This is a genomic window from Nonomuraea sp. NPDC046570, from assembly GCF_040645915.1.
GTDB lineage: Bacteria > Actinomycetota > Actinomycetes > Streptosporangiales > Streptosporangiaceae > Nonomuraea.
Window position 1 is genome coordinate 81,235 of the sequence record NZ_JBEYZF010000019.1, and the last position, 21,860, is coordinate 103,094.

The 21,860-nt window shown below is 70.5% G+C and carries 18 protein-coding genes; 5 read left to right on the forward strand and 13 right to left on the reverse strand.

Features of this window, described 5'->3' with window-relative positions:
- Positions 1-82: 82 nt before the first annotated feature.
- The 5 genes from ilvC to ABZ911_RS27140 all read right to left on the reverse strand — a co-directional run bounded on the left by ilvC (position 83) and on the right by ABZ911_RS27140 (position 7,397).
- The gene (gene ilvC, locus ABZ911_RS27120) at positions 83-1,072 is read right to left on the reverse strand and encodes a ketol-acid reductoisomerase (protein WP_358061735.1); all 990 of its coding nucleotides are present in this window, start codon (positions 1,070-1,072) and stop codon (positions 83-85) included.
- Positions 1,073-1,094: 22 nt separating this feature from the next.
- Positions 1,095-1,619, reverse strand: a complete 525-nt coding sequence (gene ilvN, locus ABZ911_RS27125; protein ID WP_358061562.1) for an acetolactate synthase small subunit — start codon at positions 1,617-1,619, stop codon at positions 1,095-1,097.
- Positions 1,620-1,623: 4 nt separating this feature from the next.
- Complete coding sequence (locus ABZ911_RS27130; protein ID WP_358061565.1) at positions 1,624-3,387, reverse strand: acetolactate synthase large subunit; 1,764 nt, start codon at positions 3,385-3,387, stop codon at positions 1,624-1,626.
- A gap of 177 nt (positions 3,388-3,564) precedes the next feature.
- Positions 3,565-6,222: a GGDEF domain-containing protein gene (locus tag ABZ911_RS27135; protein WP_358061568.1), complete on the reverse strand. Its 2,658-nt coding sequence runs from the start codon at positions 6,220-6,222 to the stop codon at positions 3,565-3,567.
- A gap of 266 nt (positions 6,223-6,488) precedes the next feature.
- Complete coding sequence (locus ABZ911_RS27140; RefSeq protein ID WP_358061571.1) at positions 6,489-7,397, reverse strand: 2-hydroxyacid dehydrogenase; 909 nt, start codon at positions 7,395-7,397, stop codon at positions 6,489-6,491.
- A gap of 38 nt (positions 7,398-7,435) precedes the next feature.
- Here ABZ911_RS27140 and ABZ911_RS27145 point away from each other — a divergent pair, with 38 nt between their 5' ends.
- Together ABZ911_RS27145 and ABZ911_RS27150 are read left to right on the forward strand one after the other, a co-directional pair.
- Positions 7,436-8,509: a PQQ-dependent sugar dehydrogenase gene (locus ABZ911_RS27145; protein ID WP_358061574.1), complete on the forward strand. Its 1,074-nt coding sequence runs from the start codon at positions 7,436-7,438 to the stop codon at positions 8,507-8,509.
- A 121-nt stretch (positions 8,510-8,630) separates the two neighbouring features.
- A complete protein-coding gene (locus tag ABZ911_RS27150; RefSeq protein WP_358061577.1) occupies positions 8,631-9,005 on the forward strand; it encodes a hypothetical protein in 375 nt (124 codons plus the stop codon).
- A gap of 34 nt (positions 9,006-9,039) precedes the next feature.
- On the opposite strand, the gene ABZ911_RS27155 is transcribed toward ABZ911_RS27150, so the two are convergent.
- The 3 genes from ABZ911_RS27155 to ABZ911_RS27165 form a co-directional block, all read right to left on the reverse strand.
- Entirely contained in the window at positions 9,040-10,998 is a 1,959-nt protein-coding gene (locus ABZ911_RS27155; RefSeq protein ID WP_358061580.1) for a VanW family protein, read from the reverse strand.
- Positions 10,999-11,064: 66 nt separating this feature from the next.
- Positions 11,065-11,727: a response regulator gene (locus tag ABZ911_RS27160; RefSeq protein ID WP_358061583.1), complete on the reverse strand. Its 663-nt coding sequence runs from the start codon at positions 11,725-11,727 to the stop codon at positions 11,065-11,067.
- Positions 11,724-13,283 carry a sensor histidine kinase gene (locus tag ABZ911_RS27165; RefSeq protein WP_358061586.1) on the reverse strand — a complete coding sequence of 520 codons (1,560 nt, stop codon included), beginning with the start codon at positions 13,281-13,283 and terminating at the stop codon, positions 11,724-11,726. The genes ABZ911_RS27160 and ABZ911_RS27165 overlap by 4 nt, the downstream gene beginning before the upstream one ends.
- 140 nt (positions 13,284-13,423) lie before the next feature.
- On the opposite strand from ABZ911_RS27165, the gene ABZ911_RS27170 reads away from it, so the two are divergent.
- From ABZ911_RS27170 to ABZ911_RS27180, 3 genes are read left to right on the forward strand one after another with little or no spacing between them, the layout of a single operon-like run.
- Positions 13,424-14,401: a tripartite tricarboxylate transporter substrate-binding protein gene (locus ABZ911_RS27170; RefSeq protein WP_358061589.1), complete on the forward strand. Its 978-nt coding sequence runs from the start codon at positions 13,424-13,426 to the stop codon at positions 14,399-14,401.
- Complete coding sequence (locus ABZ911_RS27175) at positions 14,401-14,946, forward strand: tripartite tricarboxylate transporter TctB family protein (RefSeq protein ID WP_358061592.1); 546 nt, start codon at positions 14,401-14,403, stop codon at positions 14,944-14,946. The genes ABZ911_RS27170 and ABZ911_RS27175 overlap by 1 nt, the downstream gene beginning before the upstream one ends.
- Complete coding sequence (locus ABZ911_RS27180; protein ID WP_358061594.1) at positions 14,947-16,458, forward strand: tripartite tricarboxylate transporter permease; 1,512 nt, start codon at positions 14,947-14,949, stop codon at positions 16,456-16,458.
- A 92-nt stretch (positions 16,459-16,550) separates the two neighbouring features.
- Here the strand turns inward: ABZ911_RS27180 and gatB are convergent, their stop codons facing one another.
- The 5 genes from gatB to gatC are packed head-to-tail and all read right to left on the reverse strand — an operon-like array spanning position 16,551 to position 21,645.
- Entirely contained in the window at positions 16,551-18,038 is a 1,488-nt protein-coding gene (gatB, locus tag ABZ911_RS27185) for an Asp-tRNA(Asn)/Glu-tRNA(Gln) amidotransferase subunit GatB (protein ID WP_358061738.1), read from the reverse strand.
- Between the two features lie 14 nt (positions 18,039-18,052).
- Positions 18,053-18,643, reverse strand: a complete 591-nt coding sequence (locus tag ABZ911_RS27190) for a hypothetical protein (RefSeq protein WP_358061597.1) — start codon at positions 18,641-18,643, stop codon at positions 18,053-18,055.
- Entirely contained in the window at positions 18,640-19,839 is a 1,200-nt protein-coding gene (locus tag ABZ911_RS27195; RefSeq protein ID WP_358061600.1) for an AAA family ATPase, read from the reverse strand. Before ABZ911_RS27195 ends, ABZ911_RS27190 begins: the two co-directional genes overlap by 4 nt.
- Positions 19,840-19,858: 19 nt before the next feature.
- Positions 19,859-21,349 carry an Asp-tRNA(Asn)/Glu-tRNA(Gln) amidotransferase subunit GatA gene (gatA, locus tag ABZ911_RS27200; RefSeq protein WP_358061604.1) on the reverse strand — a complete coding sequence of 497 codons (1,491 nt, stop codon included), beginning with the start codon at positions 21,347-21,349 and terminating at the stop codon, positions 19,859-19,861.
- Positions 21,346-21,645 carry an Asp-tRNA(Asn)/Glu-tRNA(Gln) amidotransferase subunit GatC gene (gatC, locus tag ABZ911_RS27205; RefSeq protein ID WP_358061607.1) on the reverse strand — a complete coding sequence of 100 codons (300 nt, stop codon included), beginning with the start codon at positions 21,643-21,645 and terminating at the stop codon, positions 21,346-21,348. The genes gatA and gatC overlap by 4 nt, the downstream gene beginning before the upstream one ends.
- Positions 21,646-21,860: the final 215 nt, after the last annotated feature.

Below are 21,860 nucleotides of genomic sequence, written 5' to 3' on the forward strand. Positions count from 1 at the left end.
CCCCCCGCACCCCCGCCTTGGCCGGGGAGAAACGCGCGGCGGCGCCGTTCCAGCAGGAACGGCGCCGCCGGGTGGGACAAGGTCAGCCGTCGGCCTTGAGCCAGCTCATCATCGGGCGGAGCTTGGCGCCGGTCTTCTCGATCGGGTGCTCGGCGAGCTCCTCGCGGTGACGCGTGAACTCCTTCTGCCCGCCGTCGAACTCCTCGACGAGCTGCCGCGCGAAGGTGCCGTTCTGGATCTCCTCGAGGATGCGCTTCATCTCCTTCTTGGTCTCGGAGTTGACGACGCGCGGGCCGCGCGTGTAGCCGCCGTACTCGGCGGTGTCGGAGACCGACCAGTACATCTTGGAGATGCCGCCCTCGTACATGAGGTCGACGATCAGCTTCATCTCGTGCAGGCACTCGAAGTAGGCGACCTCGGGCTGGTAGCCCGCCTCGATGAGGGTCTCGAAGCCCGCCTTGATCAGCTCGGACACGCCGCCGCACAGCACGGCCTGCTCGCCGAACAGGTCGGTCTCGGTCTCCTCGGTGAAGGTGGTCTTGAGCGCGCCGGCCCGGGTGCCGCCGATGCCCTTGGCGTAGGACAGGGCCAGGTCCTGGGCGGTGCCCGAGGCGTCCTTCTCCACCGCGATGAGACACGGCACGCCGCGCCCGGCCTGGTACTGGCGGCGGACGAGGTGGCCGGGGCCCTTCGGGGCGACCATGGCGACGTCGACGCCCTCGGGCGCCTCGATGAGGCCGTAGCGGATGTTGAGGCCGTGGCCGAAGAAGAGCGCGTCGCCCTGCTGCAGGTTCGGCTGGATGTCGTTGGCGTAGATGTGGCGCTGCAGGTGGTCCGGCGCGAGGATCATGATCAGGTCGGCCTCGGCCGCCGCCTCGGCGGGGGTGACCACGCGCAGGCCCTCGGCCTCCGCCTTCTCACGGCTCTTGCTGCCCTCGGGCAGGCCGACGCGGACGTCGACGCCCGAGTCGCGAAGCGAGAGGGCGTGGGCGTGGCCCTGGCTGCCGTACCCGATGACGGCCACGACTCGCCCCTGGATGATGGAGAGGTCGGCCTGGTCGTCGTAGAAGATCTCGGTCACTTACATATACCTTTCAGGCGGTACGGTCCAGAGCCCTGAGGGACCGGTCAGTGATGGAACGGGCGCCGCGGCCGATGGCCACCATGCCCGACTGGACAAGCTCTTTGATCCCGAACGGCTCCAGCACCTTGATGAAGGCCTCGAGCTTGTCCGGAGTGCCGGTGACCTCGATGGTCACCGCGTCGGAGGCGACGTCGACGCACCGCGCGCGGAAGAGCTGGACGAGCTCCAGCACGTGCGAGCGGCTGTCGGAGTCGGCCCTCACCTTGATCAGCATGAGCTCGCGCTGCACGGACTGCGAGGTGTCGAGCTCCACGATCTTGAGCACGTTGACCAGCTTGTTGAGCTGCTTGGTCACCTGCTCCAGCGGCAGTTCCTCGACGCTGACCACGATGGTCATGCGGGAGATGTCGGAGTGCTCGGTGGGCCCGACCGCCAGCGAGTCGATGTTGAAACCTCGCCTGCTGAACAGTGAGGACACCCTGGCCAGGACTCCTGGCTTGTTCTCCACAAGAACGGAGAGCGTGTGGCGGCTCATGCGTCTAGTCCTCGCTGTCCCAGACCGGGGCCATGTCCCGGGCGAACTTGATGTCGTCGTTGCTGGTGCCCGCCGCGACCATCGGCCAGACCATCGCGTCCTGGTGGACCACGAAGTCGACGACGACGGGCACGTCGTTGATCTCCATGGCCTTCCTGATGGTGGCGTCCACGTCCTCGGGACGTTCGCAGCGCAGACCCACACAACCATAGGCGTCCGCCAGCTTCACGAAGTCCGGGATCCGGCGAGTCGTCTGCAGGTCGGTGTTGGAGTAGCGCTTGTCGTAGAAGAGGGTCTGCCACTGGCGGACCATGCCCAGGTTGCCGTTGTTGATCACGGCGACCTTGATCGGCACGCCTTCGAGGGCGCAGGTGGCCAGCTCCTGGTTGGTCATCTGGAAGCAGCCGTCGCCGTCGATGGCCCACACGGTGGCGTCCGGGCGGCCCATCTTGGCGCCCATCGCGGCCGGGACGGCGAAGCCCATGGTGCCCAGGCCGCCGGAGTTGATGAACGAGCCGGGCCGCTCGTAGTCGACGAACTGCGCCGCCCACATCTGGTGCTGGCCGACTCCGGCGACGTAGTAGGCGTCGGGCCCGGCGATGGCGCTGAGCCGCTGCATGACGTACTGCGGGGCGAGCGAGCCGTCGGCGAACTCCTCGAAGCCGAGCGGGTAGGTCTCCTTGTAGCCGTCGAGCAGCGCCCGCCATTCGGCGTAGTCGCCCTTGCGGCCCTCCGCCTCGATGGCGCCGATCAGCTCGCCGATGACCTCGCGGGCGTCGCCCACGATCGGGACGTCGGCGTGCCGGTTCTTGGAGATCTCCGCCGGGTCGATGTCGGCGTGCACGACCTTGGCGTTCGGGGCGAAGGAGGACAGCTCGCCGGTGACCCGGTCGTCGAAGCGCACGCCCAGCCCGATGAGCAGGTCGGACTTCTGCAGCGCGCCGACGGCCGAGACGCTGCCGTGCATGCCGGGCATGCCCATGTGCTGCGGGTGGCTGTCGGGGAAGGTGCCGCGCGCCATCAGCGTGGTGACGACCGGGATGCCGGTGAGCTCGGCCAGCCTGAGCAGCTCGTGGGAGGCGCCCGCCTTGTGGACGCCGCCGCCGACGTACAGCACGGGGCGCTTGGCCTCGGCGATCAGCTTGGCGGCCTCGCGGATCTGCTTGGAGTGCGGCCGGGTGACCGGGCGGTAGCCGGGGAGCTGCATCTGCGGCGGCCAGACGAAGGTGGTCTGGGCCTGCAGCGCGTCCTTGGAGATGTCGACCAGGACGGGGCCGGGGCGGCCGGTGGAGGCGATGTGGAAGGCCTCGACGATGGTCCGGGGGATGTCGTCGGCGTCGGTGATCAGGAAGTTGTGCTTGGTGATCGGCATGGTGATGCCGGAGATGTCGGCTTCCTGGAAGGCGTCGGTGCCGATGGCGGCGCTGGCCACCTGTCCGGTGATGGCGACGATCGGCACGGAGTCCATGTAGGCGTCGGCGATCGGGGTCACCAGGTTGGTGGCGCCGGGACCGCTGGTGGCCATGCAGACGCCGACGCGGCCGGTGGCCTGAGCGTAACCCTCGGCGGCGTGACCGGCGCCCTGCTCGTGCCGTACAAGCACGTGCCGGACCTTGGTCGAGTCGTAGAGGGGATCGTAGGCGGGCAGGATGGCGCCGCCAGGGATCCCGAACACGGTGTCGACTCCCACGTGCTCCAGTGCCCTGACCAGGGCCTGTGCACCTGTCATCCGTTCGGTCATCGGCTCGTTCCTTGGATGGGTGAGCATTCGGACATAAAAAAGGCCCCTCCCCACCAGAAGGCGGGACCGGGGCGGCGCGCAGGTCGAAGTGCTTCGCTTAACGGCCTGCGCGCCGGCGAAGTACTACGAGAATCTCACTGCGAAGCATGGCACCTACCATAGCCGCTCCCGGGGCGCATGTGTCAATTTGATGGAACGCCGGTCTCACGATCCGAGACTCGTGAGATTGGTCCGCATCAGCGAGTCGACGCCGCGCGCGGCCATCGGCCTGGCCACCAGGTAGCCCTGGCCCCGGGTGCAGCCCATCTCGCGCAGCAGCTCCAGTTGCTCGGGCCGCTCGATGCCCTCGGCCACCACGATCAGCCCGAGGTCGTGCCCGAGCCGTACGATCGTCCTGGTCAGCAGCGTCAGCGTGTCGTCCCGGCCCAGGCCGGACACGAAGGACGGATCGATCTTGATCATGTCGACCGGGAGCTGCCGCAGGAAGGCCAGCGAGGCGTAGCCGGTGCCGAAGTCGTCGATGGCCAGCCGTACGCCGAGGGCGCGCAGCTCCGACAGGCGGCTGATCGTCTCCTCGGCGTCCTCGACGAGCATCTCCTCGATCACTTCGAGGGTCAGCGCGGAGGCCGGCAGGCCGCTCTCGGCCAGCGCCTCCTCGACGGTCTCGACGAACCGGGGCGCGGTGATCTGCCGGGCCGACAGGTTGAGCGACAGCCCGATGTCCCAGGAGGAGGCCCGCCAGGCGGCCACGTCGCGGCAGGCCTCGCGCAGGATCCACTCGCCGAGCGGCACAATGAGGCCGGTGTCCTCGGCGGGGCCGAGGAACTGTTCGGGCGGCACGAACGCCGAGCCGCGCCACCAGCGCACCAGCGCCTCGACCGCGGTCACCCGCGAGGTGGCCAGGTCGACCACCGGCTGGTACTCCACCGCGAACTGGTTCTCGATCAGCGCCCGCTGCAGGTCGGCGGCCAGCTCCAGCCGGCGCACCACGTCGGCGTGCATCTGCGCGGCGAACACCTCGACCCGGCGCCCGCCCAGCTCCTTGGCCCTGGCCATGGCCACGTCGGCGTTGCGGATGAGGTCGCCCGCGGGCAGCCCGTCCTCCGCGAAGGCGACGCCGACGCTCGCGGTCAGCGCGATGTCGCGGTCGGCCACCCGGAACGGCTCCTGCGAGACCGCCCTGACCAGCCGCTCGGCCAGGTCCACCGCGACCTGCGCCTCGGCGCCCACCTCGACCAGCACGGCGAACTCGTCGCCGCCCCACCGGGCGAGCGTGTCGTCGGACCGTACGGCGCCGCGCAGCCGCCGGGCCGCCTGGCCGAGCAGGTAGTCGCCGCTGGCGTGCCCCACCGAGTCGTTGACCGCGGTGAACCCGTCGAGGTCCAGGAAGATCACCGCCGTGCGCCCCGAGACACGCCCGTCGAGCACCTCCCGGGTGCGCTCCTCGAAGTAGGCGCGGTTGGGCAGGCCGGTGACGCCGTCGTGGAAGGTCAGGTGCACGACCTGGTTGCGCAGCGCCTCCTCGTCGGAGACGTCGCGGGTGGTGACGAGCAGCAGCTCCTCGCCCCTGATGTGGCGGGTGGCGACGGACTCGGTGGGCCGCCAGGTGCCGTCCGCGGCGCGCACCCGGCAGGCGATCATGCAGGCGCCGGGCTCGGCGGTGTCCTCGTCGAGGCCCATCCGGTCCAGCGCGGCCTTGATGCCGGGCACGTCCTCGGGGTGGATGTAGTCGAGGATCGAGGCGCCGACCACCTCGCCGGGGCGGTAGCCGTAGGTGACCTCGACGCCGGAGCCGATCTCCCGTACCACGCCCTCGTAGTCGCACAGCAGGACCACGTCGCCGGTCCTCTCGGCCAGCTCCCTGAGCTGGCGCTCGCCGAGGACGACCAGGTGGCGCATGCGGGCGTGCGCGGTGAGCAGCACGAAGAGCCGGACCGCGAGCACCAGCACGATCGAGACGGCCACCGCGGCCACCCCGGCCACGGGCGCCCGGTCGCGCCCGCCCATCAGGTGGAGCAGCAGGGTGAGGGTGGCGGCGACGACCAGCGCGAGCGGCACGGCGGCGATCAGCGTGGCGACGACGGGACCGGCGGGCGGGCGGGCCTCCTCGTCGCCCGCGTCGGCGGTGCGCCCGGCGCGCCCGCTCCAGGGCACGGCGGCGAGCAGCAGGAAGGCCACCGGCGCCAGCAGCAGGCTCCACCGGGGCGGCACGTCGCCGGACAGCCTGGCCATGGCCGAGGCCATCTCGCCGACGGTCGCGGTCGCCAGCACGCCGAACCCGGCCAGGCCGACCGGCCACAGCGCGGACCTGGCGGTGACCGCGGCGGGGGCGACGGCGCAGGTCACCAGCAGGCAGATCATCGGCGGCAGCATGGCGATCGCGAACGCCGTCGGATCGTCGAACTCGGTGTAGATCGGGCGCAGTGCGACGACCCAGCCGATCAGGAACAGGGAGGCGGTGGACAGGTAGGCGTCGACGAGCTGGCGGAGCGCCGCCTGCGGGTGCGTCGGCCGGGCGGCGGCCAGCACGCAGCCGCCCGCCATCAGCACGATGCCGACGAGCACGAGCAGGTCGGCGAAGGTGACGACGAAGCTCACGCTCACCGCGAACGGGCGCAGCGCGACGCCGAGCAGCCAGACGCCCGCGCCCGAGGCCAGCCAGCGGGTCGCGGGGCGGGTCGCGGGCGCGTTGCGGAAGGAGGCGAACACGAGCGAGACGGCGGCCAGCAGGGCGGTCAGCACCCCGGTGGTCGCGCCGGTGACGAGTGCGGGCGCGCCGGTGAGCAGCGCGGCGGCGAAGCCCGCCACGCCGGTGGCGGCTGCGGCGGCCAGCGGCGCCCGTGGATCACGCCAGCGGATCAATGTCGTTGCCCATCCCGTGTCGAACTCGGCTCGTGTGCCCGCCGGCGGGCGGCGGTCACATCGCCAGTGTGTGCGCTGCCGGGTGCGCGAGGGGTGACAACACCGGAGTCGTCACCGATCTGATAACCACTAGGACCACATGCGCCGCGGAAGACCTTGACAACGAACCGCTTCTCCGGGTCACGGAAGGTTGTCGTGAAATCCTCGGTAAACGACCACCGTACGCACCGAAGGTCACGGAGCAGCCACGTTCCGGAGTAGTTTGGTCAGTACGCGTCGGTGATCACGTTGTTCAGCGGCTCCCCCGCGAGGTAGCGCAGGAGCTGCGAGCGGACCAGCCGCAGGGTGCGCCGGCCCGAGGCGGGCGTGCTTCCCGCGACGTGCGGGGTGATCAGCACGCCGGGGGCGCTCCACAGCGGGTGGCCCTCGGGGAGCGGCTCGGGGTCGGTCACGTCCAGCGCGGCGCGCAGCCGTCCTGTCTTCAGCTCGGCGAGCAGCGCGTCGGTGTCGACGACCGGTCCTCTGGCGGCGTTGACCAGTACCGCGCCGTCCTTCATCCGGCTGAGGAAGGCCGCGTCGACCAGGCCGCTGGTCTGCGGGGTGGCGGGCACGAGCAGCACGACCACGTCCGCCGCCGGCAGCAGCGCGGGCAGTTCGTCCATGCCGTGCACGCCGTCGCGGGCGGTCCTGGCCACCTTGACCACCTCGACCTCGAACCCGTCGAGCCTGCGCTCCAGCGCACCGCCGATGGAGCCGTAGCCGACGATCAGCACGGTCGAGTCGGCCAGCACGCCCGTGTGCCGGTAGGTCCACTCGCCGCGTCGCTGGGCGTCGGTGAAGCCGGGGAACTCGCGCAGCACCGCGATCATCGCGCCGACCGCCCACTCGGCCGTCCCGGCGTCGTGCACCCCGCGCGCGTTGCACAGCATGACCCCCTCGGGCAGGTGCGGCCGGTACGGCTCGACCCCGGCCGTCACCGTCTGCAGCAGCCGCAGGCCGCTCATCCGGCCGAGCAGCCCGCCGGTGTCCGGCACCGGGATGAGCGGCGGGATCCACACCTCGACGCGCTCGGCGCCTTCCGGCTCGGGACCTCGGCCGTCATAGGTGACGCACTCCACGTCAGGCAGGTCGGACAGGACCGCGGCGACCGCGTCGGAGGGGACCCAGATCTTCATGCGAAGAACTTTATGGGCCGGGGGTCAGTATGGAACACATGAGGAACCTCACCGCGCTCACTCTGACCGCCTTCCTGCTGGCCGGATGCTCGGCCACACCCGCCGAGCAGGTGGGCGGCGAGGCCGCTCCCGCCTCGACCGTGCGGGCGTCCGGGCCGCCCGGTGAGCCGCGCGACGTGGTCAGGGACCTGGCCGTGCCCTGGGGGATCGCGTTCCTGCCCGGTGGCGACGCGCTGGTGACCGAGCGCGACTCGGCCCGGTTGCTGCGGGTGAGCGCCGCCGGCCGGGTGACCGAGGTGGGCACCATCGAGGGGGTGGCGCCTGGCGGGGAGGGCGGCCTGATGGGCGTCGCCGTGCCGCCGAAGGGGGATCGGGTGTTCCTCTACTACACGGCGGAGGAGGACAACAGGATCGTCCGCTACCGGCTGGCCGGGGGGCGGGTGTCGGAGCGGAAGGTGCTAGTGGACGGCATTCCGAAGGCGGGCATCCACAACGGCGGCCGGTTGGCCTTCGGCCCTGACGGGCACCTGTACGCCTCCACCGGCGACTCGGGCGAGGGGCCGATCGCCCAGGAGCGCGGCTCCCTCGGGGGGAAGATCCTGCGGATGACCGAGGACGGCGCTCCCGCGCCGGGCAACCCGTACAAGTCGCTCGTCTACAGTCTGGGCCACCGCAATGTGCAGGGCCTGGCCTGGGACGAGCGGGGGCGCCTGTTCGCCTCGGAGTTCGGCTCGGACGCCTTCGACGAGGTCAACCTGGTCAGACCGGGCGCGAACTACGGCTGGCCGGAGATCGAGGGGGTCGGGAAGGACTCCCGGTTCGTCAATCCGGTGGTGACCTGGAGCACCGACGAGGCCTCTCCTTCGGGGATGGCCTACGCGGACGGGTCGCTGTGGGTGGCCGCGCTGCGCGGGGAGCGGCTGTGGCAGGTGCCGGTGGCCGCCGACGGCTCGACGGGCAGGCCCGTCTCCCGCTTCGAGGACCGGTACGGCCGGCTGCGCGGCGTCGCGGCGGCCCCCGACGGGACGCTCTGGGTCGGCACCAGCAACGAGGACGGCCGGGGCAGCCCCCGCTCCGGCGACGACCGGATCCTGTCCGTGCCGATCGGCTGAGTGATCATCCGATCACGTCCGCCCACGCACGCGCGGGCGGGCATTTCAAGATCTTGACTGCGCCCTTTACTCCCGCCACGGTATGCGTTGTCCAGCAAACGGGAGGAATAGCATGAAAAGGTTGATTTCCCGATTAACCACCGCGTTGATCATGATCGCGGGACTCGGGCTGACAGCAGGAGCGGGAACGGCCACGGCGAGCGCCGCCCACCAGGCGCAGGCCGCGCGTGAAGAGGCCTGGGTCACCGCCGACGGAGTACGGCTGCGGACCAGCCCCTCCGGGACGGCCACGGTGATCGGGCTGCTCTACACCAACGACCACGGCTACATCCTGAGCTGGACCGGCACCTGGTGCCGGTTCAGGCTCCTCGACCCCTCCGCCTCGGGCCTGCCCACGGGCACCACCGGGTACGCCTCCTGCGCCTACTTCCAGATCCTCGGGATGAAGATCGCCGACGACTCGGCCCCGGTGGATCCGCTTGAGACCGCGAGCTGACGTCGCGACCGAGCCCGGGGGCCGATCCCCGGGCTCATCCCCCAGTGCAGGTGAGGTCCTTCTGCGGGCGGTAGATGGTCGTCTTCTTCTCCCGCTTGATCTCCTTGCCGCCCTGGGTGATCACCCGGGTCACGTCGACGGTGAAGCCCTGCCCGCCGATCATCCGCTGGCACTTGGGGTCGCTGCTGGTCTCGCGGGTGAACGGGGTGAAGGCGCGCTTCGCCGAGGAGATCGACTCGACCTTGTCGTACCGCTTGGTGCTCCACAGCGACACCGTGATGGTCCTGTCGGTGTAGGCGGTCTTGACCAGCACGCCGTAGTCGGAGTCGTTGCGCCACTTCAGGTCGACCGACGGCCAGAACACCGTCGCCTCACGGCCCGCCGGGTAGCGCGAGATGTAGAAGGAGTGCGCCATGTGCTGGACGTCCTCGAACCCGCCGAAGAACGCCGCGTTGTACATCGTGGTGGCGAACTGCGACACCCCGCCGCCCACGCCGTCCTCGGTCCGGTCGCCGACGATCTGCCCGGCCGGGACGTAGCCCTTGGCCGCCGTCCGCTCACCGACCACGTCGTTGATGGAGAACGTCTCGCCCGGCCTGACCAGGTAGCCGTCCACGGCGTCGGCCATCCGGTGGATGTTGGTCACCCTCGGCACGCAGCACGGGTGCTCGGTGGTGAACTCGCCGACCTTCTCCCTGATCCCGAGCTTCTTGACCTCGTCGTCACTCACCTTCGGCGCGACCACCGCCAACTCCACCGCGATGGTACGGCTACCGCCCGACGCCACCGTCTCGGCCACGGCCGCGGCGAGCTTCCTGTCGTCCACCCCCCGGCCCTTGCGCGCCGACACGAGCCGCAGCCGCCCGTTGACCACGTCGTACCCGGCGTCGCGCGGCGCCTGGGAGGCGTCGATCAGGTCGCTCTCCACCCCGGCCAGCGCCTCCTTGGCGTCGAACCTGGGCTCCAGCCCGCCCGCGCCGTCGGAGACGAAGGTGAGGTGCGCCGCGATGGTCGCCACGGGCAGGAGGACCTCCCGGCCCGCGTTGGTCAGCACGATCGGCCCGGCCAGCGCCCGGCGAGCCACGGCGAGCGCCTCCTTGACCGAGTCCAGCGTGGTCTTCGGCTCGGCCGTCACCATCGGCAGCGTGAGCGTGGTGCGCGGGGCGAGGTGGGCGTCGCGGATCGCCTTGACCGCGGCCTCCTGGTCCAGCACCCGCCCTTCGCGGGGGGTGACGTAGGCGGGCTTGCCGTCCTTGAAGTAGACGCGGCCCTCGCGCGGGGTCTTGTCCAGCGTGTCGGCCAGCTTCTCCACCGCCCTGGACAGCTCGGCGGCGTCGACGGTCACCTTCGGTTCGAGGTCGGTGCTGCCGACCAGCGCCCGCCACACCTCGACCGGGCTGGGGAAGCCGCTGGGTGCCTGCTCGATCGTGCTCACGACGTCGAGCTCCATGCCCGACTCCGCGGGGTTGACGCTCTGCCGACGCCCGTCGGCCTCGACGGCGATCGGCTTGTCGATCTTGGCCGACAGCTCGTCGCGCAGCTTGTCGGCGGCCTCGGTCACGGTCAGGCCGCCGATGTCCACGCCGCCGACGTTCGTGCCGCGCAGCACCGAGCCGGACATCATCACCGCGGGCACCGCGTAGGCGAGCAGAGCCAGCAGCACGACCACCGTGGCGATGACCGGGAGCAGGCGCCCGCGACGGGGCGGGTCGGGGTCGAAGCTCGGCGGGCGTTCGGGCGGGCCCTGGCCGCCGAAGGCCGGCTGCTCGGCCATGGGCCACGGCTGCGGCGGCGGGGCGACGGGCGGCAGCGCGCCCTGGCCGCCGCCCGGCTGGGCGTCCTGCTGCGAGTTGGCGCCGAAGATGTCGGGAGAGACGCCGGGCGGTAACCCGGCCACCTGCGCCTTCCGTCCGTTACCGGGCGCAGGCAAGGGCACCGAGGCGAACGGGTCGGTCGGTGGGTCGATCGGTCCGAGTTCAGCGGCGTTACGCACGCCTCATTCTCCTCCTGGTCCGCAGCCTCTCCTCACGCAACAGTAAGGCACGAGGGTGCCGATATGTCACGAGAACCAGCGATACCGATGCTCTGGGCGACCGGCTGTGCCGTACTTCGGGCGTAGCTCGGCCCGGCCCACGGCGCACAGGTACTCCAGGTAGCGGCGGGCGCTGACCCGCGACAGCCCGGTCAGGGCGGCGGCCTCCGTCGCCGAAAGATCGCCGCCCGTGTCGCGCAGCGCGTCGGCGACCAGCGCGCAGGTGGCGGGCGACAGCCCCTTCGGCAGCGGCGTCGAGGCCGCCTTCGCGACGCCGAACAGCCGGTCCACCTCGTCCTGGCGGACCTCGGGGCCGATGGCGGTCAGGTGCCGGTGGGTGCCGGCGTACTGCTCCAGCCGCTCGGCCAGCGCCCCTGCGGTGAACGGCTTGATCAGGTAGTTGACCGCGCCGCCCCGCATCGCCTCCTTGACGGTGGGCAGGTCCCGCGCCGCGCTGACCATGATCACATCAACGTCGGTCAGGGCCTTGAGCACCTCCAGTCCCGACATGTCGGGCAGATAGATGTCCAGCAGCACCAGGTCGGGCCGGTGCTCGGAGACGGCCGAGAGCGCGGTCCGTGCGTTGTGCGCGCTCGCGACCACCTGGAATCCCGGCACCCGCGCCACATACCCGCTGTGGATGCGGGCCACCATGAAATCGTCGTCCACGACGAGCACCTTGATCGTCATGGCAGCAACGCCGTGAACACGGCTCCGTCAGAGTTGTGCACCCGCACCCACCCTCCTCTCCGCAGGCACGCCTGCCTGGTCAGCGCCAGGCCGAGCCCGCGCGGCCCCGACTGCGCCGCCTTGGTCGTGAACCCCTCCCGGAAGACCTCCTCGACCAGCTCGGGCGTGATGCCCGGCCCCGAGTCGCCGACCCGCACGTGCAGGCCGCGGTCGTCGGCGCGGACCGACACCTCGATCGTGCCGGCGGCTCCCTCCAGGGCGTCGATCGCGTTCGCCACCAGGTTGCCGACCACCAGCACCGCGTCCTGCGGGTCACCCAGCCGGCCCTCGGGCACGTCGGTGTCGTCCGCCAGCACCAGGGTCGCGCCGCGCTCGGCCGCCTCCGCCGACTTGGCCAGCAGCAGCGCGGCCAGCGTCGGGTCGCCCACCTGGCTGCGGATGCCGGTGGCGTAGGTGCTGCGGGTGGTCTGCGTGATGTAGCCGATCGCGGCCTCGTGCTCGCCCAGCTCCAGCAGGCCGACCACGGTGTGCATGCGGTTGGCGAACTCGTGGGCCTGGGCGCGCAGCGCCTCGGTCGTGCTGCTGGCGTCGTCCAGCTCGCGCGAGAGCCGTACCAGTTCGGTCCTGTCCCTGAGGGTCACCACCCAGCCGCGGTGCTGGCCGCGTACCGAGACGGGGGTCCGGTTGAGGACCAGCACCCGCTCGCCGTGCAGGACCACCCGGTCCTCGCCGGGGTCGGCGCCGCCGAGCACGTCGCGCATGCGGTCGGAGACCGGCATCTCGGTCAGGGTCTCGCCCACCTCGCCGAGCAGCTCCCTGGCCGCGTCGTTGACCAGCGTCACCCTGCCGGTCAGGTCGAGCGCCAGCACGCCCTCCTTCACCCCGTGCAGAACGCCCTCGCGCTGCTCCAGCAGGGCCGCGATCTCGCCCGGCTCCAGGCCGAACGTCTGTCGCCGCACCCGCTGGGCGATCAGCGCCGCCGCGCCCGAACCGGCGAGCAGCACCGCGAAGACCGTCCACACCAGCGGCGGCAGCGCGGCGCCGAGCTGGGCGTCCACGACCTCCTCCAGCACGCCGACCGAGGTCAGGCCGATGACCATGCCGTACTCGTCGAAGACCGGCGCCTTGCCCCTGACGGTCCGGCCGATCGTGCCCGTCTCGATGCCCACCCAGGCCGCGCCGGAGATGAGCACGTGCGAGCCGTCGGTGGACAGGCGCTTGCCGATGAGCGAGGTGTTGGGGTGGGCGTAGCGGATCTGGTCGCGGTTGGCGATCACCACGTAGTCGGCGCCGGTGGCGAGCTGCACTCCCGCGGCGATGGGCTGCAGGATCTTCGCCGGGTCCTCGGCGCCGAACGCCTCCCGTACCTCGGGCATGCCGGCCACCGACTCGGCGATGGCCAGAGCGCGCTGCTGGTACTGGGAATCGAGCTGCTCGCGGGTGAGCTGTGCCCAGACGCTCGCCGTACCGCCGACGGCCAGGAAGACGATCACCACTTGGAGCACGAACAGCTGGGTTCCCAGGGAGGCCTGATGGACCCGTCTCACCCTTGACATGCAAGCAGTGCGACATCACGACGGGGTCGCGACCAATATGACCTCTACGAAAGCTACCGCGTAAACCCTCGACGGTGCGGGGCGGGCAGCCGCACGATGCGTGCTCAACGGATGTGAACCCCCCACCTTGGAGTGACCCCATGCGTCTCCGCACACTCGCGGCGCTCACGGCCCTGTCCGTCGCCGCCTTGACCGGCTGCGGCGATACAGGATCCGGCGGCACCACCACCGCCGCCGGCGCGCTGCGCATCATGGCCCCCGCCGCCCCCGGCGGCGGCTGGGACCAGACCTCCCGTACGGCCGAGCAGGCCTTCAAGGCCGCCGACCCGCAGCGCAAGGTCGAGGTGTTCAACGTCTCCGGCGCCGGCGGCACGATCGGCCTGGCCCAGCTCGCCGGCGAGAAGGGCAACGGCAACCTGCTCATGACCATGGGCCTGGTCATGGTCGGCGCCATCGAGCAGAACAAGTCCAAGGTGACGCTGGCGGAGACCACGCCGATCGCCAAGCTGACCGAGGAGTACGAGATCGTCGTGGTCCCGGCCGCCTCGCCGCTCAAGACGCTGGCCGACCTGACCGCCGCGTGGAAGGCCGACCCGAAGAAGGTCTCCGTGGCGGGCGGCTCGGCCGGCGGCACCGACCACATCCTGGCCGGTCTGATGGCCAAGGCGGCGGGCGTGGACCCGAAGCAGGTCAACTACATCGCCTACTCCGGCGGCGGCGAGGCCCTGGAGGCCCTGCTGGGCAACAAGGTCACCATCGGCGTCTCCGGCATCGGCGAGTTCGCCGAGCACGTGAAGTCGGGTCAGCTCCGGGCGCTGGGCGTCTCCTCGCCCGCCAAGCTGCCCAACGTCGACGCGCCCACCCTCAAGGAGGGCGGCCTCGACGTCGAGCTGGCCAACTGGCGCGGCTTCGTGGCCCCCGGCGGCCTGAACGACGCCGACAAGAAGGCCCTCACCGACCTGGTGATCAAGATGCACGACTCGCAGTCGTGGAAGGACGCCGTGGCCAAGAACGGCTGGATCGACTCCTTCCAGACCGGCCAGGAGTTCACCGACTACCTCAACGCCGAGCAGATCCGGATCAAGGCCGTCATCGCCGAGATGGGGCTCGTCTCCTGATGTCGTCACCGAACGTTCCGGACGGCGCCGCCGACAGCGGCGCCGTCCAGGCGTCCAAGAAGAGCTCCTGGTGGCGGCCCGAACTCGGGCTCGCGTTCGTCGTGCTGGGGCTCGGCGTCTTCGTCATCATCGGCACCCTCGACGTCACCGCGGCCGCCTCGGTGCTGGGGCTGGGGCCGAGGTTCTTCCCCATGCTGGTCGGCGGCTCCATGATCGTCGTGGGCGTCTGCTACGTGGTCGACGTGCTGCGCGGTGGGCGGGCCGCGCCCGAGGAGAGCGAGGACGTCGACCCGGACGCGCCCTCCGACTGGCGCAGCGTCGGCCTGGTCAGCGCCATCTTCCTGGCCTTCACCGCGCTGCTCGACGTGCTCGGCTGGATCATCGGCGCCTCGCTGCTGTTCTTCGGGCTGTCCGTGGCGCTGGGCGCCGAGCACAGGCTTCGCGCCGCGATCGTCGCGGTCGTCATCGGCGTGTCCACCTATCTGATCTTCGTCAAGGGCCTCGGCGTCACGCTGCCCGGCGGGCTGCTCAGGGGGGTGATCTAGATGAACTCCCTGCAGCTCCTGCTCGACGGCTTCGCCACCGCGCTGACCCCGGTCAACCTGATGTACGCGCTCATCGGCGTCACCCTGGGCACCCTGGTCGGCGTCCTACCCGGCATCGGCCCGGCGATGACCGTCGCGCTCCTGCTCCCGATCACCTTCACCGTGCCGCCGGCCAGCGCGTTCATCATGTTCGCCGGCATCTACTACGGCGGCATGTACGGCGGCTCGACCACCTCCATCCTGCTGAACACCCCCGGCGAGTCCTCCTCGATGATCACCGCGCTGGAGGGCAACAAGATGGCCAGGCGCGGGCGCGCCGCCCAGGCGCTGGCCACCGCCGCGATCGGCTCGTTCGTCGCGGGCACCATCGCCACCGCGCTGCTCGTGGTCGCCGCGCCGCTCGTGGTGGACTTCGCCATCGGCTTCGGCCCCGAGGACTACTTCGCGCTGGCCATCCTGGCCTTCACCGCGGTGTCGTCGGTGCTGTCCCGCTCGATCGTGCGCGGGCTGGCCTCGCTCGGCCTCGGCCTGGTCATCGGCCTGATCGGCATCGACCAGCAGACCGGGCAGGCGCGCCTCACCCTCGGCATCCCCCAACTGCTCGACGGCATCGACGTGGTGATCGTCGCGGTCGGCCTGTTCGCGCTCGGCGAGGCGCTGTACGTCGCCTCCCGCCTGCGGCACGCCGCCCCCGAGATCGTCCCCGTGGGCCGCGCCTGGATGGGCCGCTCGGACTGGTCGCGCTCGTGGAAGCCCTGGCTGCGCGGCACCGCGCTCGGCTTCCCGTTCGGCGCGCTGCCCGGCGGCGGCGCCGAGATCCCGACGTTCCTGTCCTACGCGACCGAACGCAAGCTGGCCCGCGGCGTCGCCCGCGAGGAGTACGGCAAGGGCGCGATCGAAGGGGTCGCCGGCCCCGAGGCGGCCAACAACGCCTCGGCCGCCGGCACGCTCGTCCCCTTGCTGACGCTCGGCCTGCCCACCTCGGCGACCGCCGCGATCATGCTGGCCGCCTTCCAGCAGTACGGCCTGCAGCCCGGCCCGCAGCTCTTCGACCACAACCCCGCCCTGGTGTGGGGCATGGTCGCCTCGCTGTTCATCGGCAACACGATGCTGCTGGTGCTGAACCTGCCGATGGCGCCGCTGTGGGCGCGGGTGCTGCGGGTGCCCAGGCCTTACCTGTACGCGGGCATCGTGGTGTTCGCGGCGCTCGGCGTCTACGCGCTGAACGCCTCGGCCGTGGACCTGGTCGTGCTGTTCCTGCTCGGCCTGCTCGGGTTCGCGATGCGGCGCTTCGGGCTGCCGGTCGCGCCCGCGGTGATCGGCATGATCCTGGGGCCGATGGCGGAGATCCAGTTGCGCCGGGCGCTGGCCATCGGCGCGGGCGAGGTGACCGTGCTGGTCAAGAGCCCCGTGGCGGTGGTGCTGCTGACGCTGTCCGCGCTGGCGCTGCTCACCCCGCTGGTGCGGGCGATCCTCGCCAGGCGGCAGACCACTTCGTCCGAGGAAGAGTAACCAGGCGCTCCACCGGGCATCATCCTCCTGGTTCTTGGGACATGACATGTAGAGCCCCGCAGGCCAGTCCAGCCTGCGGGGCCCTCCGCGTTCTACTCCGTGACGCCGAGCTTCTCCAGGATCAGCTCGCGCGCCCGGCCCGCGTCGGCCTTGCCGCGGCTGGCCTTCATCACGCCGCCCACCAGCGCGCCCACCGCGGCGACCTTGCCGGAGCGCACCTTGTCGGCGGCGTCGGCGTTGCCCGCGAGGACCTGGTCGATGATGGCCGACAGCTCGCCCTCGTCGTTGACGATGCGCAGGCCGCGCTTCTCGACGACGTCGTCGGGCGTGCCCTCGCCGGCGAGGACGCCTTCGAGCACCTGCCTGGCCAGCTTGTCGTTCAGCGCGCCCGAGGCGACCAGCACGGTCACCCTGGCGATCTGGGCCGGGGTGATGGGCAGGTCGGCGAGGGCCGTACCGGACTCGTTGGCGCGGCGGGCCAGCTCGCCCATCCACCACTTGCGTGCCTCGGCGGCCGGGGCGCCGGCCGCGATCGTGGCCTCCACCAGGTCGATGGCACCCGCGTTGTGCATGGACGCCATGTCGTGGTCGGACACGCCCCACTCGTCCTGCAGCCGCTTGCGCTTGACGCCCGGCAGCTCGGGCAGCGCCGCCTTGAGCGTGGCCACCCAGGCCGGGTCCGGCGCGATCGGCACCAGGTCGGGCTCGGGGAAGTAGCGGTAGTCCTGGGCCTCCTCCTTGGACCGGCCGGAGGTGGTGACCCCGGTGTCCTCGTGGAAGTGCCTGGTCTCCTGGATGATCCGGCCGCCCTCGGCCAGGATCGCCGCCTGCCGCTCGATCTCACTGCGCACCGAACGCTCCACGCTGCGCAGCGAGTTGACGTTCTTGGTCTCGGTACGGGTGCCCCACTCGCTCGTCCCGCGCGGCATCAGCGAGACGTTGACGTCGCAGCGCATGGAGCCCTCCTCCATGCGCACGTCGGAGACGCCCAGCGACCGCATGACCTCGCGCAGCTCGGTGGCGTAGGCGCGGGCCACCTCGGGCGCCATCCGGTCGGTGCCCGGGATCGGCTTGGTGACGATCTCCACCAGCGGGATGCCCGCGCGGTTGTAGTCGACGATGGAGTAGTCGGCGCCCTGGATGCGGCCGGTGGCGCCGCCCACGTGGGTGGACTTGCCGGTGTCCTCCTCCAGGTGCACGCGCTCGATCTCGATGCGCACGGTCCTGCCGTCCACCTCGACGTCGAGGTAGCCGTCGAAGCAGAGCGGCTCGTCGTACTGCGAGATCTGGTAGTTCTTCGGCATGTCCGGATAGAAGTAGTTCTTCCGGGCGAAGCGGCACCATTCGGCGATCGAGCAGTTCAGCGCCAGGCCGATGCGGATCGTCGACTCGATCGCCATCGCGTTGGCCGTCGGCAGCGACCCGGGCAACGCCAGGCAGACCGGGCAGACCTGCGTGTTGGGCGGCGCCCCGAACCCGGTCGCACAGCCACAGAACATCTTCGACGCGGTGCCGAGCTCGACATGCGTCTCAAGCCCAAGAACCGGCTCAAACCGCTCCAGAGCTTCGTCGTACGGCATGAGCGTGTTCGTGCTCACAGGTAACCCAGTCCCTTCAGAACATTCTTCGTCTCGGTGACCCAAACGGCGTAGGCGGGCACCTGAGCTAAGACATCGAGATTGATGTTTCTGCCTATGTACTCGAAGTAGTCGCGAATCGGCCTGCCCCGCGGTGGAACCACCCGATCCAGGACCTTCTTGGGGTCCAGGATGCTCTCCACCCCAGCCGGACGGGACGGCAGGAGATCGGCGCGACTGCCTTTCACTCCTTGCCAGGCGTGAGCATCGGCGAGCAGCCAAGCCTCGGTCTCCCTGACCGGCACCAGACCGACGACCGGCGTCGCCACACCCACCTCCGCGATGACCCGGGACACCTTGCCCCGCTCACGGTGATCGTTGTGAACGAACAGGACGTGGCAGTCCGCCGACAGCGCCCGAAGCGTGTCCCCCACGCGATCGGCATCCATGATCGACCGGCAGGAGCCGACCTCGGTCTCCTCGACGATGACGGAGCATCGGCTGGAGCCCCACGTGAGCTCCCGAAGCTGTCGCGTGATCACGATACCCAGGAAGACCTCGTCGGTGTCCCCTTCCGCGACCAGCCCCGGCGTCAGGATGCGGGTCATGGGCCCTGCTCCACCGTGCTCAGGTACTTGCGTACCTGTCTGGGCGAGGTGAAGGTCCCGGGTTCGCCTTCCGAGCGGACAGGCTTCGGGAGGGTCACCCGCGACATCCGGCCGTGTTCTGGGTCCACTCGCACCGCCGTACTGAGGAACACCAGCGACTCGGGGCTGAGCCGGAAGAGCTCAGACACCACCACAGGCGAGTGCGTGGTGAGGATGACCTGCCGCAGCGGCCTTTCGAGGGACGCGGGATCGGACGGGTCAGTGACCCGCTGTCGCATCCGGCGCAGGAGCTCGGCCAGTCGGCCGGGGTGCAGCCCGTTCTCGATCTCCTCGATCAACAGGACCCCTGGATGATCGGGGTCGTGCAAGGCCGCCAAGAGGCCGATCACCCGCAGGGTTCCGTCGGACAGCAGTCCGCTCGGCACCGGCCCCTGACCGTCGACGACGACCTCGAAGGACCATTCACGGGTTCGCTCGTCGAGCTTCGGTTCGAGCGTGACAAGGTCCGGGACCAGCGCCGCGAGATCGAGGATCAGGTCGTCGAGCGCGTCACGCTCCTGCATCCGTCCCAGAACCGCAGCAAGGTTGGAGCCGCGCGGATTGAGCGGGCCCTTGTCTCCCGCGTACCAACTGCGCCGCATAGCCGCCGGGTCCGGCTGGTGGAGGCGCCAGGTCCGCACCTCCGCATGGAAGATCCGCTTGATGAAGCCGCTGAGACTATGGGTGACGTCCGATCGGGGAAACCGTTCTTCGATCACCGCCTGCCAGGCGAACTCCTGGTTCAAGAACCGAGACGGCACCCACGGAAACCTGTCCGACCCCACCTTCGGCGCCGGATCGCGTAGCACGCTCGGCTCCTCAGGAGTACCGTCCTCCCCCAGTTCGGCGCTGATGGAATTCTGCATGGTCATCAGGCCGACTTCATTGTGAGTGAACGAGAAGACGTCGATCCGCATCGCGGAGACGGGCGTCCCCTTGGCCACCTGATGGAACTGCTCATGCGGCCGTCCCCGAAGCCCGGCCTCCGGCTCGTCCTCATCGTCCAGATCCCATTCGCCTCGCTGCACCAGGGCAAGCGCGTCCAGCAGGTTCGACTTGCCGCTGGAGTTGGGGCCGACCAGCGCGAGGAACGGCGGCACGTCGAGCTTGAAGTCCAGGAAGGACTTGAAGCCGTCGATCTCGATCCGAGTGATCATGCCGCCGTTCCTCTCCGCCTCAGAGTTCCTGAGCCTTGGCCAGCAGCGGGCCGCCCCAGCGGTCCTCCAGGGCCTTCTCGACGGCGGCGCCGACGCGGTAGCAGCGGTCGTCGCCCAGCACCGGGGCCATGATCTGCAGGCCGACCGGCAGGCCGTCCTCGTCCGCCAGGCCGCACGGCACCGAGATGGCCGCGTTGCCCGCCAGGTTGGACGGGATCGTGCACAGGTCGGCGAGATACATCGCCATCGGGTCGTCCGCGCGCTCGCCGATCGGGAACGCCGTGGTCGGCGTGGTCGGCGAGATGAGCACGTCCACCTGGTGGAAGGCGGCCTCGAAGTCGCGCGCGATGAGCGTGCGGACCTTCTGCGCCTGGCCGTAGTAGGCGTCGTAGTAGCCGCTCGACAGCGCGTAGGTGCCGAGCATGATGCGCCGCTTGACCTCGGGGCCGAAACCGGCCGCCCTGGTCATCGACATGACCTCCTCGGCGCTGCGGGTGCCGTCGTCGCCGACCCGCAGGCCGTACCGCATGGCGTCGAAGCGGGCCAGGTTGGAGGAGCACTCCGAGGGCGCGATCAGGTAGTAGGCCGGCAGCGCCGTGGTGAACGACGGGCAGGAGACCTCGACGACCTTCGCGCCGAGCGACTCCAGCAGTTCGACCGTCTCCCGGAAGCGGGCCAGCACGCCCGGCTGGTAGCCGTCGCCGCCGAACTCCTTGACCACGCCGATCCGTAGCCCGGACACGTCGGCCTGGCGGGCCGCCTCGACCACGCTCGGCACCGGGGCCTCGATCGAGGTCGAGTCCATCGGGTCGTGGCCGGAGAACGCCTCGTGCAGCAGCGCCGCGTCCAGGACGTTGCGGGCGAACGGCCCGGGGGTGTCCAGCGAGGAGGCGAACGCGACCAGGCCGTACCGGGAGGAGCCGCCGTAGGTCGGCTTCATGCCGACGATGCCGGTGACCGCGGCGGGCTGCCGGATCGAGCCGCCGGTGTCGGTACCGGTCGACAGCGGGGCCTCGTAACCGGCTACGGCCGCGCTCGACCCGCCGGAGGAGCCGCCGGGGATCCGCGACAGGTCCCACGGGTTGCGGGTCACGCCGTACGCGGAGTTCTCCGTCGAGGAGCCCATCGCGAACTCGTCGAGGTTCGTCTTGCCGAGGATGACCAGCCCGGCCGCCCGCAGCCGCGCGGTGACCGTCGCGTCGTACGGCGGCCGCCACCCCTCAAGGATCTTGGACGCGGCCGTGGTCGGCATGTCCTTGGTGGCGAAGATGTCCTTGTGCGCGATCGGCACCCCCGCCAGCGGCCCCAGCTCCTCGCCCGCGGCCCGCCTGGCGTCGACGGCCCGCGCCTGCTCCAGCGTGGTCTGCCGGTCGACGTGCAGGAAGGCGTTCAGCTTGGGCTCGACGGCGGCCATGCGGTCGAGGTGCGCCTCGGCGACCTCGACGGCGGAGACGTCGCCCGCGGCGATCAGCCCGCCGAGCTCGGCCGCGGTCTTCTGGATCAGACTCATGCTTCCTCCCCCAGGATGCGCGGCACCCTGAAGCGGTCGTCCTCGACGGCGGGCGCGCCGGACAGCGCCTGTTCGGGTGTCAGGGACGGTCGCACCTGGTCGGCGCGGAAGACATTGGTCAGCGGGAGCGCGTGCGACGAAGGCGGCACGTCCTCGGCGGCGACCTCGGACACCTTCGCGACCGACTCGATGATCGCATCGAGCTGGGTGGCGTAGTGGTCGAGTTCGTCATCGGAGAGCGCCAGCCTGGACAATCTGGCCAGGTGCGCGACCTCGTCGCGGGTTATGGCGGACATGAGTCGTTGAACCCGTTTCGTGGATGGAGTGTGGTCAGACTCATCCTAGGGCGCATGACGGAGCGTGGCCGAACCGTTTGCCTGCTCGAAACCGGTCAACCGTAAAGCTCATCAAGCCCGATGGTGCTGACATCTGACTCCGACCGTAGCACCGCGTCGAATCCGACACCGCTGTAGCAGGCCAGGACGGCGTCCCGCACGTCATAACCTCTCTC

Bases quoted from the DNA above. Each gene is read 5' to 3' on its own strand.
- ilvN (WP_358061562.1), bottom strand. From the start codon at position 1,619: ATGAGCCGCCACACGCTCTCCGTTCTTGTGGAGAACAAGCCAGGAGTC.
- ABZ911_RS27130 (WP_358061565.1), bottom strand. From the start codon at position 3,387: ATGCTCACCCATCCAAGGAACGAGCCGATGACCGAACGGATGACAGGT.
- ABZ911_RS27140 (WP_358061571.1), bottom strand. From the start codon at position 7,397: ATGAAGATCTGGGTCCCCTCCGACGCGGTCGCCGCGGTCCTGTCCGAC.
- ABZ911_RS27145 (WP_358061574.1), top strand. From the start codon at position 7,436: ATGAGGAACCTCACCGCGCTCACTCTGACCGCCTTCCTGCTGGCCGGA.
- ABZ911_RS27160 (WP_358061583.1), bottom strand. From the start codon at position 11,727: ATGACGATCAAGGTGCTCGTCGTGGACGACGATTTCATGGTGGCCCGC.
- ABZ911_RS27165 (WP_358061586.1), bottom strand. From the start codon at position 13,283: ATGTCAAGGGTGAGACGGGTCCATCAGGCCTCCCTGGGAACCCAGCTG.
- ABZ911_RS27170 (WP_358061589.1), top strand. From the start codon at position 13,424: ATGCGTCTCCGCACACTCGCGGCGCTCACGGCCCTGTCCGTCGCCGCC.
- ABZ911_RS27175 (WP_358061592.1), top strand. From the start codon at position 14,401: ATGTCGTCACCGAACGTTCCGGACGGCGCCGCCGACAGCGGCGCCGTC.
- ABZ911_RS27180 (WP_358061594.1), top strand. From the start codon at position 14,947: ATGAACTCCCTGCAGCTCCTGCTCGACGGCTTCGCCACCGCGCTGACC.
- gatB (WP_358061738.1), bottom strand. From the start codon at position 18,038: ATGCCGTACGACGAAGCTCTGGAGCGGTTTGAGCCGGTTCTTGGGCTT.
- ABZ911_RS27190 (WP_358061597.1), bottom strand. From the start codon at position 18,643: ATGACCCGCATCCTGACGCCGGGGCTGGTCGCGGAAGGGGACACCGAC.
- ABZ911_RS27195 (WP_358061600.1), bottom strand. From the start codon at position 19,839: ATGATCACTCGGATCGAGATCGACGGCTTCAAGTCCTTCCTGGACTTC.
- gatA (WP_358061604.1), bottom strand. From the start codon at position 21,349: ATGAGTCTGATCCAGAAGACCGCGGCCGAGCTCGGCGGGCTGATCGCC.
- gatC (WP_358061607.1), bottom strand. From the start codon at position 21,645: ATGTCCGCCATAACCCGCGACGAGGTCGCGCACCTGGCCAGATTGTCC.